The 16,192-nt window shown below is 60.0% G+C and carries 13 protein-coding genes; 8 read left to right on the forward strand and 5 right to left on the reverse strand.

Going from position 1 to position 16,192, the window contains the following annotated elements; all coding sequences use genetic code 11:
• Position 1: 1 nt before the first annotated feature.
• The 4 genes from CLV87_RS21370 to CLV87_RS21385 form a co-directional block, all read right to left on the reverse strand.
• Positions 2-946: an ABC transporter permease gene (locus CLV87_RS21370; protein WP_099248131.1), complete on the reverse strand. Its 945-nt coding sequence runs from the start codon at positions 944-946 to the stop codon at positions 2-4.
• Positions 943-1,923: an ABC transporter permease gene (locus tag CLV87_RS21375; protein WP_099248129.1), complete on the reverse strand. Its 981-nt coding sequence runs from the start codon at positions 1,921-1,923 to the stop codon at positions 943-945. The genes CLV87_RS21370 and CLV87_RS21375 overlap by 4 nt, the downstream gene beginning before the upstream one ends.
• Positions 1,924-2,061: 138 nt before the next feature.
• A complete protein-coding gene (locus tag CLV87_RS21380; RefSeq protein WP_099248127.1) occupies positions 2,062-3,627 on the reverse strand; it encodes an ABC transporter substrate-binding protein in 1,566 nt (521 codons plus the stop codon).
• A 421-nt stretch (positions 3,628-4,048) separates the two neighbouring features.
• The gene (locus CLV87_RS21385) at positions 4,049-4,705 is read right to left on the reverse strand and encodes a hypothetical protein (protein ID WP_133840872.1); all 657 of its coding nucleotides are present in this window, start codon (positions 4,703-4,705) and stop codon (positions 4,049-4,051) included.
• Between the two features lie 299 nt (positions 4,706-5,004).
• Here CLV87_RS21385 and nadA point away from each other — a divergent pair, with 299 nt between their 5' ends.
• The 4 genes from nadA to CLV87_RS21405 all read left to right on the forward strand — a co-directional run bounded on the left by nadA (position 5,005) and on the right by CLV87_RS21405 (position 10,512).
• A complete protein-coding gene (gene nadA, locus CLV87_RS21390; protein ID WP_370739655.1) occupies positions 5,005-6,045 on the forward strand; it encodes a quinolinate synthase NadA in 1,041 nt (346 codons plus the stop codon).
• A gap of 6 nt (positions 6,046-6,051) precedes the next feature.
• On the forward strand, positions 6,052-7,620 hold the full coding sequence (locus CLV87_RS21395) for an L-aspartate oxidase (protein WP_099248121.1): 1,569 nt from the start codon (positions 6,052-6,054) through the stop codon (positions 7,618-7,620).
• Positions 7,617-8,465, forward strand: a complete 849-nt coding sequence (nadC, locus tag CLV87_RS21400) for a carboxylating nicotinate-nucleotide diphosphorylase (RefSeq protein ID WP_099248119.1) — start codon at positions 7,617-7,619, stop codon at positions 8,463-8,465. Before CLV87_RS21395 ends, nadC begins: the two co-directional genes overlap by 4 nt.
• 397 nt (positions 8,466-8,862) lie before the next feature.
• The gene (locus tag CLV87_RS21405; RefSeq protein WP_133840873.1) at positions 8,863-10,512 is read left to right on the forward strand and encodes a class I SAM-dependent methyltransferase; all 1,650 of its coding nucleotides are present in this window, start codon (positions 8,863-8,865) and stop codon (positions 10,510-10,512) included.
• A 16-nt stretch (positions 10,513-10,528) separates the two neighbouring features.
• Here the strand turns inward: CLV87_RS21405 and CLV87_RS21410 are convergent, their stop codons facing one another.
• A complete protein-coding gene (locus CLV87_RS21410; RefSeq protein ID WP_099248115.1) occupies positions 10,529-11,386 on the reverse strand; it encodes a LysR family transcriptional regulator in 858 nt (285 codons plus the stop codon).
• A 118-nt stretch (positions 11,387-11,504) separates the two neighbouring features.
• On the opposite strand from CLV87_RS21410, the gene CLV87_RS21415 reads away from it, so the two are divergent.
• Genes CLV87_RS21415 through CLV87_RS21430 form a run of 4 tightly spaced genes read left to right on the forward strand, consistent with a single transcriptional unit; the run spans position 11,505 to position 16,183 of the window.
• Complete coding sequence (locus tag CLV87_RS21415; protein ID WP_099248113.1) at positions 11,505-12,947, forward strand: aldehyde dehydrogenase family protein; 1,443 nt, start codon at positions 11,505-11,507, stop codon at positions 12,945-12,947.
• Positions 12,947-13,945, forward strand: a complete 999-nt coding sequence (locus CLV87_RS21420; protein ID WP_099248111.1) for a membrane dipeptidase — start codon at positions 12,947-12,949, stop codon at positions 13,943-13,945. The genes CLV87_RS21415 and CLV87_RS21420 overlap by 1 nt, the downstream gene beginning before the upstream one ends.
• Positions 13,938-15,602 carry a hypothetical protein gene (locus CLV87_RS21425; protein ID WP_099248109.1) on the forward strand — a complete coding sequence of 555 codons (1,665 nt, stop codon included), beginning with the start codon at positions 13,938-13,940 and terminating at the stop codon, positions 15,600-15,602. The genes CLV87_RS21420 and CLV87_RS21425 overlap by 8 nt, the downstream gene beginning before the upstream one ends.
• Positions 15,599-16,183, forward strand: coding sequence for a DUF3726 domain-containing protein (locus CLV87_RS21430; protein WP_099248107.1), 585 nt, complete (start codon positions 15,599-15,601; stop codon positions 16,181-16,183). The genes CLV87_RS21425 and CLV87_RS21430 overlap by 4 nt, the downstream gene beginning before the upstream one ends.
• Positions 16,184-16,192: the final 9 nt, after the last annotated feature.

The raw sequence follows: 16,192 nt of genomic DNA on the forward strand, positions 1-16,192 counted from the left end.
CTTATCCTTTGTAGAGTTTCGGGTTCAGCACGTCGCGCATCCAGTCGCCAAGCAGGTTGATGACCAGAACCAGCACCACCAGAACCACGCCGGGAATGGCGGTGATCCACCAACTGCCCGAAAAGATATAGTCAAAACCCGAGCTGATCAGCGAGCCAAGCGAGGGCTGGCTGGGCGGCATGCCCAGACCCAGAAAGCTGAGCGAGGCCTCAGAAATGATCGCGTTGGCCACCTGCACTGTCGAAATGACAAAGATCGGCGACAACGAGTTGGGCAGGATATGGCGCACCATGATGCGCCCTGCGCCAAAGCCCAGCACGCGGGCGCTGTCCACGTATTCCTTCCTTTTCTCGGCCAGCACAGTGGCGCGCACGGTGCGGGCATATTGCGGCCATTCCGCCACGCCAATCACCGCAATCAGGAAAAAGATCGCGTATTGGTTAAAGGTCTCCGAGCCAAACATCGCCTGCGTCACCGCCAGAAAGATGATCGCCACCATCAGCGTCGAGAAAGACAGCTGAATATCGGCCAGACGCATCAGGATATTGTCCAGCCGCCCACCGATATACCCGGCGATCAGGCCAATCGAGATGCCCAGAAAGGCCTGCAACCCCACCGCGCACAGCCCAATGATCAGCGACAGGCGCGTGCCATAGAGGATCGTCGACCACAGGTCGCGCCCCTGATCATCGGTGCCCAGAATGAACTCGGGCTCTGACCCCTCGACCCAGGCCGGAGGGTATTCGCTGTTCATGATGTCAATCGAGGCCGGATCATAGGGATCAAACGGCGCTATGACAGGGGCCAGCAGCGACATCACCGCAATGATCAGAAAGATCACCAGCGACACCACCGCCACCGGATTGCGGCGAAAGCTATAGGCCATATTGCTCTGCCAGATCCGCTGCAGACGGGTTGGCTCTCCAGTGTCGACCATGCTGCTCATGCGCCCATCCTCGCCAGATTTACGGTTGGATTCACAAGGCCATAGATCAGATCGACAATGGTATTTGTGACCACAAAGATAAAGCCGACCACGATCAGATAGGCCACAATCAGTGGGGTATCGACCCGGTTCACCGCCTCAAGAAACATGAACCCCATGCCCGGCCACTGAAACACCGTCTCGGTCAGGATCGTATAGGCCACCATGGTGCCGATCTGCACACCACCCACGGTGATCACCGGCAGCAACGTGTTCTTGAGCGCGTGGACAAAATAGATGCGGAAGGGGTGAATGCCCTTGGCCTTGGCGTATTTGACATATTCGCTTTGCAGCACTTCCATCATCTCGGCCCGGATCAACCGCACAAACAGCGGCAACATGATCGAGGCCAGCGCGATGGAGGGCAGCAGAATATGCGACCAGCCATCCAGGCTGGCAAAATTGGTATCCCAATAGCCAAACACATGCACCACATCGCCGCGCCCATAGCTGGGCAGCCACTGATATTCGACGGAAAACACATAGATCATCAGGATCGCGGTCAGGAAAACCGGGATCGAAATGCCGACAATCGACGCGCCCATGATGACCTTGGCCAGTACATGGTTGGGCTTGATCGCCGTATATACGCCCAGCGGCACCGACAGGCCAACAATGATCAGCGTCGCGCCAAAAACCAGCTCCAGCGTCGCAGGCAGCTTTTTCAGGATCACGTCAACCGCCGGTTCCTTGAAGAAATAGGATGTCCCCAAATCCCCCTGCACCGCATTGCCCAGAAAGCGCAGATATTGCGTGAAAAAGCTGTCATTCAGCCCCAGTTCATCGCGCAATTGCTGGCGGGTTTCCTCGGACACCGATTGCCCGACCAATTCGCGCAGCGGATCCCCCAGATTGTCCTGGATGGCAAAGCCGATCAGCGAGATGGCCAGCATCACCGCAATGGCTTGGAAAAGTCGTTTGACGAGGTAGGCGAGCATAACACCACCATGGCTGTTTCACTGAAAGCGAGGCATCACTGCTTATAACGCAAAAAGCTGCGCTGTATGCCCCGGTCACAATGAAAGGAAGAATGGGAAAATCCGGGGCGAACCAAGGCCCGCCCCGGCAGGAGGATCTTACTCGACGACCAGGTCACCAAAGTAAGGGAAGTTGAGGGCGTTCACGATCGCCCCTGCTTTGACATTGGATTTCGCTCCCCATGCCAGATTTTGCCAGTGCAGCGGGATAAACGCCGCTTCTTCGTACAGGATACCTTCGAGCTTTTGCAGCATCTCGGCGCGCTTGGCTGTGTCGGTCTCGGAATTCGAGTCCATCATCAGCTTGTCGGCCATTTCGTTGCAATAAGCGCCCGAGTTATACTGACCATTGCCGGTGGCTTCGTCCGGGCAGGCCGACAGGAACTGGTGAAAGTTCGCGCTGTCTTCGGTATCCGCGTGCCAGCCGATCATCATCATATCCGCAGCGCGCTCGTCGAATTTCGGCCAGTATTGCGCCTTGGGCATGGTCTGCAGATCAACCTTGATGTTGATCTTGGACAGCATCGAGGCCACCGCCTGCGCGATCTTGTCGTCGTTCACATAGCGGTTGTTGGGCGCCATCATGGTGATCGAGAAGCCGTCGGCATAACCTGCCTCAGCCATCAGCGCCTTGGCTTTCTCCAGATCGAAACGCGGTGTCAGTGCCTCGTTATAGCCGAGGTAACCCGCCGGTGAGGCCTGCGCCCCCACGGTGCCAAAGCCACGCATGATCTTTTTCACGATGGCGTCGTTATTGACCGCATAGTCAATCGCCTGACGCACGCGGGCATCCTTGAACGCCTCAACCCGGTTCTGGTTCATCTGGAACGTGATGATCCGCGTGCCCGGCATGGTGATCAGGTCAACCCCATCCGCGCTTTCAACCCGTTTCAGATCGGTCGGCGGAACCGGCGCGATAAAGTCCACGTCACCCGACAGCAGGGCTGCCACGCGGGTTGGGTCTTCTTTGATCGGAGTCAGGATGATCTGATCGACATTGCCGGGGCTGGCCGTGTCCCAGTAGCCGTCAAACCGGTCAAACACCACTTTGACGCCCTGCTCACGCTCAGTCACGACAAACGGGCCGGTGCCCGACACATTGCGCGAGGCAAAGCTGTCGCCATGCTTGACCAGCTCGGCCTTGTCTTTGCCATCATCGGTGGTGCCGGAATAAAACGCGCTGTCCATCGGAAAGATGTAGGTCGCGGTGTGCAGCACCAGCGGGTACGGCTCGGATGTTTTCAGATCGAATGTCATGTCGTCGACGACTTCGACATCGGTGAACAGCGCAAAGATGCCTTTGAAATCCGGGCTCTCTTTGAGGCGGTCAAAGGTCCAGTCCACATCCTTGGCGGTCAGCGCGTTGCCAGAATGAAAGGTCACGCCGCTGCGCAGTTTGAACCGGGTGGTGGTGGCGTCGATCTGTTCCCAGCTTTCCGCCAGGCGCGGCTCGAATTGCAGATCCTGCGTCCAACGCACCAGCGGGTCAAAGACCATGTGGGACAATTGCAGCGTGCCGCCGGACAACTGCTCATGCGGATCCAGCGAAACCGGGTCGGCGTCATAGGCGACTTTGACAGTGGTTTCCGCTTGGGCTGAGTTGGCTGCGATCCCGCACATGACGGTCATCGCTCCAGCCGCGGCAATGCGGATGAATGACTTCATTTCTATCTCCCTCCGTATCGGAGCCCCTACACGGGCTCTTCGAACGATGTCCGAATTGGTAGGCCAACCCCGCCCCAATGCGCCAATGCTTATTTTGAATTGCCTATGCGCGGGCCGAATATGGAGGGGTAACCGCTTGAAAAGAAAAGGCCGGACGTGAGTAAACCTGTCGCTTGCCTTGGTCCTCAACCGTATGGGAGGACCCGCTCAACGAGCTTCAACGGAAGATTCCGGTGCTTCGCAATCCGCAAAACGAAGTGAACCACCCTCTCAACCACCGGCCAAGTTTACCTCGGTACTCCTTACTCAATCCAACCCGATTTCTGGTGTCACGCAATGTCAACTATGAGCCCAAACCTACAGATTGCTACTTGGCAGCGAATTTCGGTTTCTTCATTGCACGGCGGCAATTTTTGTTGTTCTACATCTCAATCAGATGAACTTTGTCCTGCCGTACTGCTGCAAGAACTTGCCCGTTGTCGGTTTCGAATTTGAATAGAAACGTCGGCGCAGAGTGCAGACCCACTCCGAATTGCTTTTCTCGGGATTCTATCTTGTCAAGTTTTGCAATCGTTTCAAACACTGCTTTCGCCTTGTCTGGTTCATCAAAGAACATGGCTTCTTCGTCAACCCAAGTGTATGCAAGCAATCTGACGTCTGAGCTTTTGCTAAGCTCAAAGACTTCGTTTAGCGCAAGCAATGCAGCTCCATTGGCATCGGTATATCCTTGCCTTGGAATGCAAGATAAAAGGCTGGCAGCCATACGCTTCCACGCTAAAGCAGACTTCTCAATGCGATCCCCGTAGAAGAAAGCCGCTGCAACTGCAGAAAATGGTACAAGGCTGTTTAAGAATTCATACGCAACCGCTGGCCAATCCGCCCCAGATCCAAAGTCGGCCTCATATGCTGATGAGTAACGATCGCGATCAAAGTCGCGTAGCTTAAGCCCAACCGTGTCTTCGAACAGCTCTGAGTCGTAATCTAGAGAAGTGTCGAAAACCGTGATCGAGTTTTCCGGGAAAATTGTTTTGCCATATCTGTCTTTGACCATCCTCACAGGATCACCCAAAGCTGTCATTCAAGCAAGGTCATTTGACGTCCGCTTCGTCCGCGAAGCCACCCTCGAGAAACGAAGATAAGCAAGCACCCGTTCATCCCACCAGACCTGTGTGGGTTCCCACACAGCCCCACCATCCAAAAGACCATTTTAGGAAACATAATTCCTAAAGGCGTCTTTTTCACGGTGAAACCGTCCTTCTTTTCCCATTTTGCCCCTGTTAGCGGCTGACATATGCTCTGAGCCGCCTAATTGGCATGGCAAATCCTTATACAACTGGTGTAAGGAGCCGAAAACCTGAGGAGGCTACCTTGCTGGATATGACCCAAGTCCGCTCCACCCTGTCCGATCACTATGATCTGGAACCCTCTGTCAGCCTGGCTGAAGAGCTCAAGGAGATCTATGCCCGGATGGACCGTGTTGTCACGCCGCCGGACTGGGTGACTTATGCCCCTTACGTGCGCGCGATCAACCAGCTCAAGAAAGAGCGTAACGCGGTGATCCTGGGCCATAACTACATGACGCCCGAGATTTTCCATGGCGTGTCCGATTTTGTCGGTGACAGCCTGCAACTGGCGATGAAAGCCCAAGAGGTCGAGGCCGATGTGATCGTGCAGGCCGGCGTGCATTTCATGGCCGAAACCAGCAAAATCCTCAGCCCGGAAAAAACCGTGCTGATGCCGGATATGCAGGCGGGCTGTTCGCTGGCCGAAAGCATCACCGCCGAGGGTATCGAAGAGATGCGCGCCAAATATCCCGGCGCGCCGGTGGTGTCCTATGTGAACACCACGGCCGAGGTCAAAGCCGCCTCTGACATCTGCTGCACCAGCTCCAACGCCGTGCAGATCGTCAACGCGATGGAAAGCGACACGGTCATCATGACGCCGGACCAGTATTTGGCGCAGAACGTTGCCAATGAGGCCGACAAAAACGTCGTCTACTGGCCCGGTTCCTGCATCGTGCATGAACAATACACCGCCAAAGACCTGCGCGATTTCCGCGAATGGAACCCCGGCACCCGCCTGATCGCGCACCCGGAATGCCCGCCCGACGTGGTGGCCGAGGCCGATTTCAGCGGCTCGACCAGCGGCATCATCAAATATGTGCATGACGAAAAGCCTGAAAAGGCCATGCTGATCACCGAATGCTCGATGGCGAGCAATATCGCTGACGAGTTGCCCGAGGTGGATTTCGTCGGCCCCTGCAACATGTGCCCCTATATGAAGAAGATCTCGCTCGAGAAGATCCTCTATGTGCTGCACACGATGGAAAATCAGGTCGAGGTGGATGCGGAAATGGCAGACAAGGCGCGCCTCTCCGTGCAGCGCATGATCGATCTGTCGCGTAAATTGGGCCTGTGATCTGACATGACCTCCCTCACCACCGATCGCATCATCATCATTGGTGCGGGGCTGGGCGCGCTTTATGCCGCTTTGAAACTGGCCCCGCGTCCGGTGGTGATGATCTCACCTGAAACCTTGGGCGAAGGGGCCAGCTCTGCCTGGGCGCAGGGCGGTGTTGCGGCGGCGATGGATGCCGCGGACAGCCCGGAAAACCACGCCCGCGACACAGTGGGTGCCGGTGCAGGCACGGTGGACCCCAAGGTTGCCGATCTGGTCACCCGCGAGGCGCGCGACTACATCCTTGACCTCACCTCACTCGGCACGCCCTTTGATCGCACCGAGGATGGCGAATACGTGCTGTCCCGTGAAGCGGCGCACAGCTTTGCCCGCGTCGTGCGCGTCAAAGGTGACCAGGCCGGGGCCGAGATCATGGGCGCCCTGATCGAACAGGTGCGCGAAACCCCGTCTATTCAGGTGCTTGAGGGCAGCATGGCCACCGCGCTTGAAACCACCGATGGGCGCGTCACTGGCGTTGCGATCCAAAGCGCGGATCAAGCGCGCTCGGGCCAGATCATGCTGCGCGGCGCGGCTGTGCTCTTGGCCGGGGGCGGCTCTGGCGGGCTTTATGCGCTGACAACCAACCCACCGCGCATTCGCGGTCAGGTCATTGGCATGGCAGCGCGGGCCGGGGCGAAAATCTCGGATGCGGAATTTGTGCAATTCCACCCCACCGCCATGGATGTCGGCGAAGACCCGGCCCCATTGGCGACCGAAGCCCTGCGCGGCGAAGGGGCGATCCTGATCAACAAACACGGCGAACGCTTTATGACCGCCATTCACCCGGACGCCGAACTGGCCCCGCGTGATGTGGTGGCCCGCGCGATCTTTGCCGAGGTGCAGGCGGGCAATCGCCCCATGCTCGACACCCGCGAGGTGCTGGGCGAACGTATCAAGGATCTCTTCCCTTCTGTCGCCGAATATTGTGCCCGCAATGGCATTGATCCCGCGACCCAGCCCATCCCCGTCGCCCCGGCGGCCCATTACCATATGGGCGGCATCGCGACCGACACTTCGGGCCGCGCCAACCTTGACGGGCTTTGGGTCTGCGGCGAAGCCTCCTCGACCGGGCTGCACGGGGCAAACCGCCTTGCCTCTAACGGCTTGCTCGAGGCGCTGGTCTATGCCCGCATCTGCGCCGAGGATATCGCGGCCCATATCCCCGAAACCACCGATGCGCCCCTGCTGAACATCACCTATCCCGAGGGCGGCACAGCCCCGGATGAGACCGCTGTCGCCGCCCTGCGCCGCGTCATGACCGATCATGTGGGCGTGGTGCGCCATGCGAAGGGGTTGAAACAGGCCCTGCGCATTCTGGCGCAACTGGAACAGGATCACGGCGACAGCCCGTCCTTCCTCAACATGTGCGCCACCGCGACCCTGATCGCCGCCGGTGCCCTGCAACGCGAGGAAAGCCGTGGCGCGCATGAACGCTCGGACTTTCCCGATACCCTGCCCGGCCCCGGCACCCGCTCCCATACCTATCTGACTGAGGCCCGCGCCCTGCGCGACCAGATCTGCAAGGAAAACGCATGAGCTTTGCCAGTGTCCCCGACCTGATCCTAGAACCGATGATCCGCAATGCCCTGATGGAAGATCTCGGCAGCTATGGCGATGTCACCACCCGCGCCGTGATCCCGGCAGGCACCACCTATGAGGCCCGCATCAATGCCCGCGAAGACGCGGTTGTGTCGGGTATGCAGGTCGCCCGCATTGCCTTTGCTCTGGTCGATGCGTCGCTCGAGATCGAAACCTTGGTGGCAGATGGCCAGCCCTGCCGCAAAGGCGATACGCTGATGGTGATCAAGGGCGCGGCCGCCTCGATCCTGTCCGGCGAACGCGTGGCGCTGAACTTTGCCGGGCGTTTGACCGGCATCGCCAGCAAAACCGCCGGGTTTGTGGCGCAGACCAAGGGCACCAAGGCCCGCGTCACCTGCACCCGCAAAACCACGCCTGGCCTGCGTCTGGTGGAAAAGCTCGCCGTGCTGCATGGCGGTGGCTTCAACCACCGCTACTCCCTGTCCGACGCGATCCTGATCAAGGACAACCACATCGCCGCCGCTGGTGGCGTGCGTCAGGTGCTTGAGGCGACCAAGGCCCAGGCCAGCCATATGATGGCCGTAGAAATCGAGGTCGACACGCTCGAGCAACTGGCCGAAGTGCTCGAGGTTGGCGGGGCCACCACCGTCTTGCTCGACAATATGGACAATGATCAGCTGCGTCAGGCCGTGGCCATGGTCGATGGCCGCATGGTAACCGAAGCCAGCGGCAATGTCACCTTGGAGCGCATCGCCTCCATCTCGGCAACCGGGGTCGATTACATCTCATCCGGTGCCCTGACCCATTCCGCCCGCACCGTCGATCTGGGTCTCGATTTCTAATTTGCTTGTCGGCACCTAGTCACCTGGAACTGAAATCCGCGACATCGATAAATAGTCGCCAGATAGGTTCGCGCCCGGCACCGAGGGTGGGCGCGAACCTATCTGGCGAACGGGTTGTGGCATCAGATAGCTGTGCAACTTGTTGAAACATTATGACGAATTCACGCCCGCCGCTTTACCGAAAGCAAACCTTTGGTTTGACGGGCGGGGTCATGCTGAAAGCATGCCTACGGCATGAGCGCGAACCGGATCCCGAGCGATCCGGGGGCTTTAGCATTTTGGCAAGTACTTCACCTCCAGGGGACCAGACTCTGCCCCCCTAAATCCGGCGCCGTTGAAAGACTAAATTTACCAGTTTTAAGCTAGCTTCCCCTTGTCTCAGCAAGAGGAAGATTTCATGCATGTTTCGGCGCAATCGGCCCCATCCCCCCAACCCGAAACCTTTGTACCCGGCTCTCCCAATGTGCCCTCACCCGAAATCGCGGCCTTCCTAGACCTCCCCAACCACGCGCCGACCCGGCAGGGCTTTTTGCAATCGCTCAGCCAGATTGACCCGGCCGCCCCGCGATCCGATGCTCTGACCCAGGCCCTGATCTTGGCCCTGTCGGCTCGCAATCTGGATATGCGCCCAGCTCAGGAATTCGTTCAGCACGCCCTATTTTATGAGGTCAGCGCCGACGACGCCCAAGCCCGTGTGTCCCTGCCCCCGTCAACCGTCAGCCTGATCACCGCTTTTCTCTATCACCGTTGCAATGACTCGCTGAACCTCGAACCTGCCCTTATCGACCTGCGTGCGGGACTGTTGGGTTTTGCCCAAACCGGTGCCGCTCCGGGCGAGGATCAGATCGCCCTGGCCGAGGCTTTGGCACGGCACAGTTTCACCAATGAATATATCTGGGAGGTGACTGAGACCGAACAGGCGCAGATCGACCAACTGACCCAAGCTCTGTCGCAAACCATCGAAAGCGGTGGCAATGTCTCGGCCTTTGCCCTGTTTCTGGTCGGGGCTCACCAGCCTCTCGACACCATCCCCGCCCTGCGCAATTGGGTGCTTGGCCTTGCTCGGCAGGATGTCACGGCAGTGCCTGACACCCTGCGCCTCATGGTTCTCGATCGCCTGATCGAGGATGACATTGCCATCGACACCCTCACCCCGATCCAATCCGAAACCTCGGCCAAGGTCCGCGCCCAATATGAGGAAAACCCCTATCCGCGCTGGCGTCACCTGCCCACACCTACCCCCTGTGACAGTGTCGAAACCTATGTCGCCGCCATGCTGGACCAACCGCCGGTATCGACCGCCAACACATCCTTCAACCCCAAGGTTCTGATTGCCGGGGCGGGCACCGGGCAGCACCCGATCTTTGTCGCGCAAAACCTGCCCACCGCCGCGGTTCTGGCCGTCGATCTCAGCCGCGCCAGCCTCGCCTATGGTATCCGCGAGGCCGCCATGCGCGATGTCAAAAACATCGCCTTTGGTCAGGGGGATATACTGCAACTGACTGGCGTTGAACAGGAATTCGACCTGATCGAATCCATGGGCGTGCTGCATCACATGCAGGATCCCGAACGGGGGCTTCAGGCCCTTGTCCAAGCTCTGAAACCCGGCGGCTATCTGCGCCTTGGCCTTTACAGTGAAACCGCCCGCCGCGCTGTGACCTCGGCCCGGCAACGCTTTGCCACAGGTGCTTATGGCGATGATCTGGCCAGCATCCGCCAATTCCGCCGTGACCTGCTCGACGCACAAGAAGAGCACGCCGTCCCGCTCTGGGCCTTTAACGATTTCTACAAAACCTCCGAGTTCCGCGACCTTGCCATGCATGTGCAGGAACACCAATTCACCCTGCCCGCGCTCAAATCCCTGCTCAAGCGTAACGGTCTGACCTTTCTCGGCTTTTCCAACCCCAGCGCCACCGCCGCCCTGACCAAGATGCCCGCCAGCCAGGCCAAACGCCGCCGCCGCGATTTCCAGGCCTGGGAGCGGTTTGAAAAGCGCAACCCAGACGCCTTTGCCAATATGTATCAGTTCTTTTGCGTGAAAAACTGACCCCAAAGCCAGACGACTAATCCGACCAGTTCATCGACCGGATCACCCCCTCAACCCCGGCCACCGCCTCGGGGGCGGATGGGGTTTCGCGCGCATATAGATAGACCTGCCGGGTTTCCGACAGGCCTTCGACCGCGCGAAACACCAACCCGCCAGACCCGCGGCGCAGGACCGTGCGGGGCAGCAAAGTCGCCCAATCGCCTTCGCGGATCATGGCCAGCAGCGACTGGATATTATAGACCGACACGTCGACTTGGCTCAGATGCGCTTGGATCGCCGGGCTCTGGATCTGGTCACATAGCGCATTGCGCAGAAACGGCATGGCAAACACCTCACCCACCGGTACGGGCGCAACACCCCGGCCCAGCGCATGCCCATCCGACAGGACCAGGCCAAAGGCATCGCTGAACAGCAGCGACGACGCCACCCCGTTCAGCGACTGCTGCGTCGAGGCAAGGCCGATATCCGCCCAGCCCTGCGCCAGCGCCTCAACAACCTGCACCGTATCCGCATCGCGCAGCTCAACCTTGAGGCCGGGGAAATGCCGGCTGGTGTAGCGGATGATCAGAGGAAAGGCCAAAGCCGCCACCGAGGGCACCGCCGCGATTCGCAAAACCCCCTGTGGCGCGCTGGCGAGGCGTTCAATCGCCTCAACCGTACCGTCAAAATGTTTCAACTGGTTTTCCCCCAGCTGAAACACCTGCTCGCCCAACGCGGTCAGCCGGTTCTTGCGCTCGCTCTCAAACAGCGGCCCGCCCAGATGCGCCTCAAGCTGTTTCAATGTCATGGAAATTGCCGACGGAGTCCGCCCCAACCGGTCCGCCGCATGGGCCAGATTGCCCGCCTTGGCCACTGCACAAAAGCAGCGGAGCATTTCCACCTTGATCGCCAAATTTCAAACTTTCTGAAGTTAGGTTCAGAAGTTTGAGTTTGACTGACATTATACCCAATGTCCACCATGCAGCACACCTTTCCTAACCCCGAGTTGACCCGTGACCCACAAGAACCTGATTGCCGGCGAATGGCTGGCAGGCGATGCCGAAATTGAAAACCGCAACCCATCGGATCTGAGCGATCTGATTGGCATGTTTGCGCAGGCAAGCTCGGATCAGCTTGAGGCCACGCTGGATCAGGCGCAGGTCGCGCAGCGCGAATGGGCGGCCTATGGGCTGGAACGCAAACAGGCTGTTCTGAACGCCATTGGCACCGAATTGATGGCCCGCGCCGAAGAGCTGGGCACCCTCCTGTCGCGTGAAGAGGGCAAACCCCTGGCCGAAGGCAAAGGCGAGGTTTTCCGCGCCGGGCAGTTCTTTACCTATTACGCCGCCGAATGCCTGCGCCAAATCGGCGAAAACGCCGATAGCGTGCGCCCGGATATCGAAATTGATGTCCGCCGCGAAGCTGTGGGCACCGTTGCCATCATCAGCCCCTGGAACTTCCCCACCGCCACCGCCTCGTGGAAGATCGCTCCGGCGCTCTGCTATGGCAATGCGGTGGTCTGGAAACCGGCCAATATCACCCCGGCCTCCGCCGTGGCTCTGGCCGAGATCATCAACCGTCAGGACATCCCCAAGGGGCTGTTCAGCCTCGTCATGGGGGCCGGTCGCGCAGTCGGCCAGCGTCTGGTCGAAAGCCCCAAGGTCAACGCGATTTCCTTTACCGGCTCGGTCCCGGTGGGCAAGGGGATCGCCGCCGCCGCCATTCAGAACCTGACCAAGGTGCAGATGGAAATGGGGTCGAAAAACGCCTTGGCCGTGATGGATGATGCCGATCTGGATCTTGCTGTCACATTGGCGCTTGGCGGGGCCTTTGGCGGCACCGGTCAGAAATGCACCGCCTCCTCCCGGCTCGTGGTCCACGCTGCCGTGCATGATGCCTTTGTTGAAAAACTCGTGGCAGGCACGCAGGCGATGAAAGTGGGCCACGCGCTGGAAGCGGGCACTCAGATGGGCCCGGTGGTCAGCCAGCAGCAGCTTGACGAAAACCTCGCCTATGTGGATCTGGGCAAATCCGAAGGGGCCGAACTGGCCTGTGGCGGCGCGCGGCTCGATATGGCGCAGGATGGCTATTACATGTCGCCGGGCGTGTTCCTGAACACCACCAACGACATGCGCATCAACCGCGAAGAGATGTTTGCGCCGCTGACCAGCGTGATCAAGGTGGACAGCTATGATCAGGCCCTGGCAACGGTCAACGACACCAATTTCGGCCTGACCTCGGGCATTGTCACCACATCCTTGGCCCGCGCCTCCCATTTCCGCCGCAACGCCCGAACCGGCGTAGTCACCGTCAACCTGCCCACCGCAGGCACCGATTACCACGTGCCCTTTGGCGGGCGCGGCGACAGTTCCTATGGGCCGCGCGAACAGGGCAAGGCGGCGGCAGAGTTCTACACCACAGTCAAAACCGCCTATATCAGCGCCGGGCCGGTCTGATGCGGTCGGGGTTTCTGATTGATTGCCTGCAATATGCCAACTGGTCGGAAAAGATCTTTTGCCAGTTGCGCGAGGGCGGCGTGGACGCGATCCACGTCACCATCGCCTATCACGAGAATTTCCGTGAAACGGTGCTGAATTTCGAACAGTGGAACCGCTGGTTTGAACAATATCCCGATCTGATCATGAAGGGCCTCTGGGCCAGCGATATTGAACGCGCCCGCGAAACCGGGCGCACCGCGGTGTTCTTTGGCTTTCAAAACCCCTCGCCTATCGAGGACGATATCGGCCTGGTCGAGATCGTCCACACCCTTGGCGCGCGCTTTATGCAGCTGACCTATAACAACCAATCGCTTCTGGCGACGGGCTGTTATGAATCCGAAGATACCGGCCTGACCCGCATGGGCAAACAGGTGGTCAAAGAGATGAACCGCGTCGGATTGGTTGTGGATATGAGCCATTCCGCCGATCGCTCGACCATCGAGGCTGCCGAGTTTTCCGAACGCCCCATTGCCATCACCCATGCCAACCCGCATGACTGGTCCCCCGCTCTGCGCAACAAGCGTGACAAGGTGATCCGCGCGGTGACCGAACATGGCGGGATGCTGGGCTTTTCCGTATATCCCCACCACCTGAAAGACAAATCCGCCTGCACGCTGACCAGCTTTTGCGAGATGATCGCGCGCACGGCTGACACTTACGGGGTCGAGCATCTCGGCATTGGCACCGATCTTTGTCAGGACCAGCCCGACAGCATCGTCGAATGGATGCGAGTCGGGCGCTGGACCAAACAGATCGACTATGGCGAAGGCTCTGCCTCTGCGCCCGGTTTCCCGGACATGCCCGATTGGTTCAAGGACAATCGCGACTTTGGCAATATCGAGGCCGGGCTGCGCGCCACCGGGATGAACGAGACCGAAATCGCCGGGATCATGGGGGGCAATTGGCACCGGTTCTTTGCAGAAAACTTTACGCCAATGGGGGCCAGCCATGGGTGAGATGCGCGCGCCTGAAACCGTCATGACCCTGTCGCGGCTTGGCTCATTGCACCAATGCCGCCTCAGCTTTATGCGCCAATTGACCCGCCGCATGGCGCGCGAGGGCTGGGCCTTCACCCGCCGCGCATTCCAGATCGACGCCCAGGGCGTTGGCCATGCGGTCTATACGGCCCAGGGCCCCGAGCGCGCCTATTCCCTGATCGCCTTCGCCCATGACCTCCCCCCCGACATGCGCAGCGACCGGGTGATCGCCACCGCCTGGGACGCCACCTTTACCCTGTTTGACGGCATCCCCAGCGCGGCGGATATCCAGGAGCTGGCGAAAAACGTCCCCCTGCAAGAGGCCGGGCGCGTCAGTGAAAGCTCTCTCTCCGTCTCGCGCGCCAACCGATCCGTGCGCCTGTGGGAACATGTGGTCGATGCGCTCTCCAAAGGGCAGCAACCGGCCAAAGCGCAACTGGAGGCGGTCGGTTATCTGATGCGCACCACCGCCGTCTATGGCTCGGGCAAGCTTGGCGCGGCAGATCGCGAGATGACCGCCCAGCGCCCCGAAATGCAGGCCCCGTTTCAGGTCGAAATGCTCTCGGTCTTTCTGACCCGCTGGTTTGTGCGCGACCTTGTCGAACATATGGCACAGCAGCGCGGCGGCGACACAGCCGTCCCGCTTGACCCTGTGCTGGCCCAGGACCTTGGCATCGGCAACTCCACCGGGCTTGGCATGGCGCCCTATATCGTCAACCACCCGATCCTGTTCAACAACTGGATCACCGCCCGCGAACAGGCCATCGCCAAGGTCCGCGCCCTGCCCTCGGCCACGCCCGAGCAAGTCGCGCTGTTCCGCGACCTTGTCACCCGCAGTCAGACCCTTGTCGCGCGCTGGCGCTCGGATCACCCGCTTCAGATCGTCAAACTGTCCAAGCTGACCGGCGACATGGCCGCGCTGCAAACCTGGCTCGCCGCGATGGACCTGTCCGATAACACCCCCTGGAACCGCCTGATGCTCTGGGCCGAGGATGTGCTCAGCGAAGAGGGCCAAGAGCTGATCGCCTCGCTGATCCTCGAACCTTACGGCGATCTGGTCGATGCGCTCGGGGCAGAGATGGCCGATAGCAGCGGCGCTTTTATCATCGACGGGGCCATGCCGATTGGCAAAATCCGCGAGTTGATCCACACCAGCTTTGGCCCCTTGCTCGATCTCGACTGGTCGGCGCGCGAAAACTGCGCCCGCGCCTGGTATGTCTCTGAGGAAAAGCTGGAACCGCGTCTGGGCGAACGCTTTGAGGAACCGGTTGCCGATTACGAACAGCCCCTCGCCCCGGCCCGCGACGCAGCCGCCGCGCTGGCAACCCTCTCCGCATGGCAGGCCGACACTCCGGTGGCGGATTTCCTCGCCCAGCATCCGGAACATCGCCACACCATCCGCCGCGCGCAAATCGCGCAAATCGCGCCCTATGGCGAAATCCGCTCCAACACCATCGGCGCAGATGTCCTCCCCATCGACATGCTGCGCGCCAAGCTTTCGTTCTTTGGTGTCACGCGTTTTGACCCGCGCTCTGACCGTTGGGTGCGGGTCAATATGTATTCCGGCGCGCCCTATCCGCAGGATCTGACCCCGGCCAATGCCGATCTGTGGGTCTATCCGGAGGCCACGTCATGAGCTTTGCCCTCAACGAAATCGAAGCCACCGCCAAAAAGGCGACGCGCGGCGCCTGCTACCCTTGGGGCCTGGCCGAAGAGGCCGCCAAAGCCACGCGTTGGCTCTGCACCCAAGGCTTGGACGGGGTCGCCATTTTGGCCGCTGCCCTGACCCAGCCCAGTTCACCAACAGCACCCTTGATGATCTGCGCCTGTTTTCTGGACCGCGCCTATGCCCTGCCGCAAACCAAAACCGCGACCGAGGTCAAATTGACGCCGGGCATGTCGCCGCTCTTGCTCTTGCCCTTTGTGGCCATGGCCGCGCGCCAGATTGGCTCGGTTCTGACCCTGTCCTGCGCTGAGGCAAGCGCCACAACCGACGGCACCGGGCTTTGCCTGACCGGCACCTTGCCCGACACCGCCACCAGCGTCTCGGTCTCGCTGGGGGGCACGCTGACCGCACCGCTGGCGCAAACCTCCCGCGCCACGCCTGCACCTGACAGCTGGGCCGAGCTGAACCGCCTCGCCCACCGCACCTATGCCCCCGCCACCGAGGAAAGCCGCCTGCGCGGTGCTGGCGCCGGGCTTTCTGACAATGACTAAGAGAGATCC

The organism is Pelagimonas phthalicica (assembly GCF_004364805.1).
GTDB classification, from domain to species: domain Bacteria; phylum Pseudomonadota; class Alphaproteobacteria; order Rhodobacterales; family Rhodobacteraceae; genus Pelagimonas; species Pelagimonas phthalicica.

What these genes read in the sequence shown, in the direction of transcription:
- CLV87_RS21370 (WP_099248131.1), bottom strand. Translation starts at nt 946, where the DNA reads ATGAGCAGCATGGTCGACACTGGAGAGCCAACCCGTCTGCAGCGGATC.
- CLV87_RS21375 (WP_099248129.1), bottom strand. Translation starts at nt 1,923, where the DNA reads ATGCTCGCCTACCTCGTCAAACGACTTTTCCAAGCCATTGCGGTGATG.
- CLV87_RS21380 (WP_099248127.1), bottom strand. Translation starts at nt 3,627, where the DNA reads ATGAAGTCATTCATCCGCATTGCCGCGGCTGGAGCGATGACCGTCATG.
- CLV87_RS21385 (WP_133840872.1), bottom strand. Translation starts at nt 4,705, where the DNA reads ATGACAGCTTTGGGTGATCCTGTGAGGATGGTCAAAGACAGATATGGC.
- nadA (WP_370739655.1), top strand. Translation starts at nt 5,005, where the DNA reads ATGACCCAAGTCCGCTCCACCCTGTCCGATCACTATGATCTGGAACCC.
- CLV87_RS21395 (WP_099248121.1), top strand. Translation starts at nt 6,052, where the DNA reads ATGACCTCCCTCACCACCGATCGCATCATCATCATTGGTGCGGGGCTG.
- nadC (WP_099248119.1), top strand. Translation starts at nt 7,617, where the DNA reads ATGAGCTTTGCCAGTGTCCCCGACCTGATCCTAGAACCGATGATCCGC.
- CLV87_RS21405 (WP_133840873.1), top strand. Translation starts at nt 8,863, where the DNA reads ATGCATGTTTCGGCGCAATCGGCCCCATCCCCCCAACCCGAAACCTTT.
- CLV87_RS21410 (WP_099248115.1), bottom strand. Translation starts at nt 11,386, where the DNA reads ATGCTCCGCTGCTTTTGTGCAGTGGCCAAGGCGGGCAATCTGGCCCAT.
- CLV87_RS21420 (WP_099248111.1), top strand. Translation starts at nt 12,947, where the DNA reads ATGCGGTCGGGGTTTCTGATTGATTGCCTGCAATATGCCAACTGGTCG.
- CLV87_RS21425 (WP_099248109.1), top strand. Translation starts at nt 13,938, where the DNA reads ATGGGTGAGATGCGCGCGCCTGAAACCGTCATGACCCTGTCGCGGCTT.
- CLV87_RS21430 (WP_099248107.1), top strand. Translation starts at nt 15,599, where the DNA reads ATGAGCTTTGCCCTCAACGAAATCGAAGCCACCGCCAAAAAGGCGACG.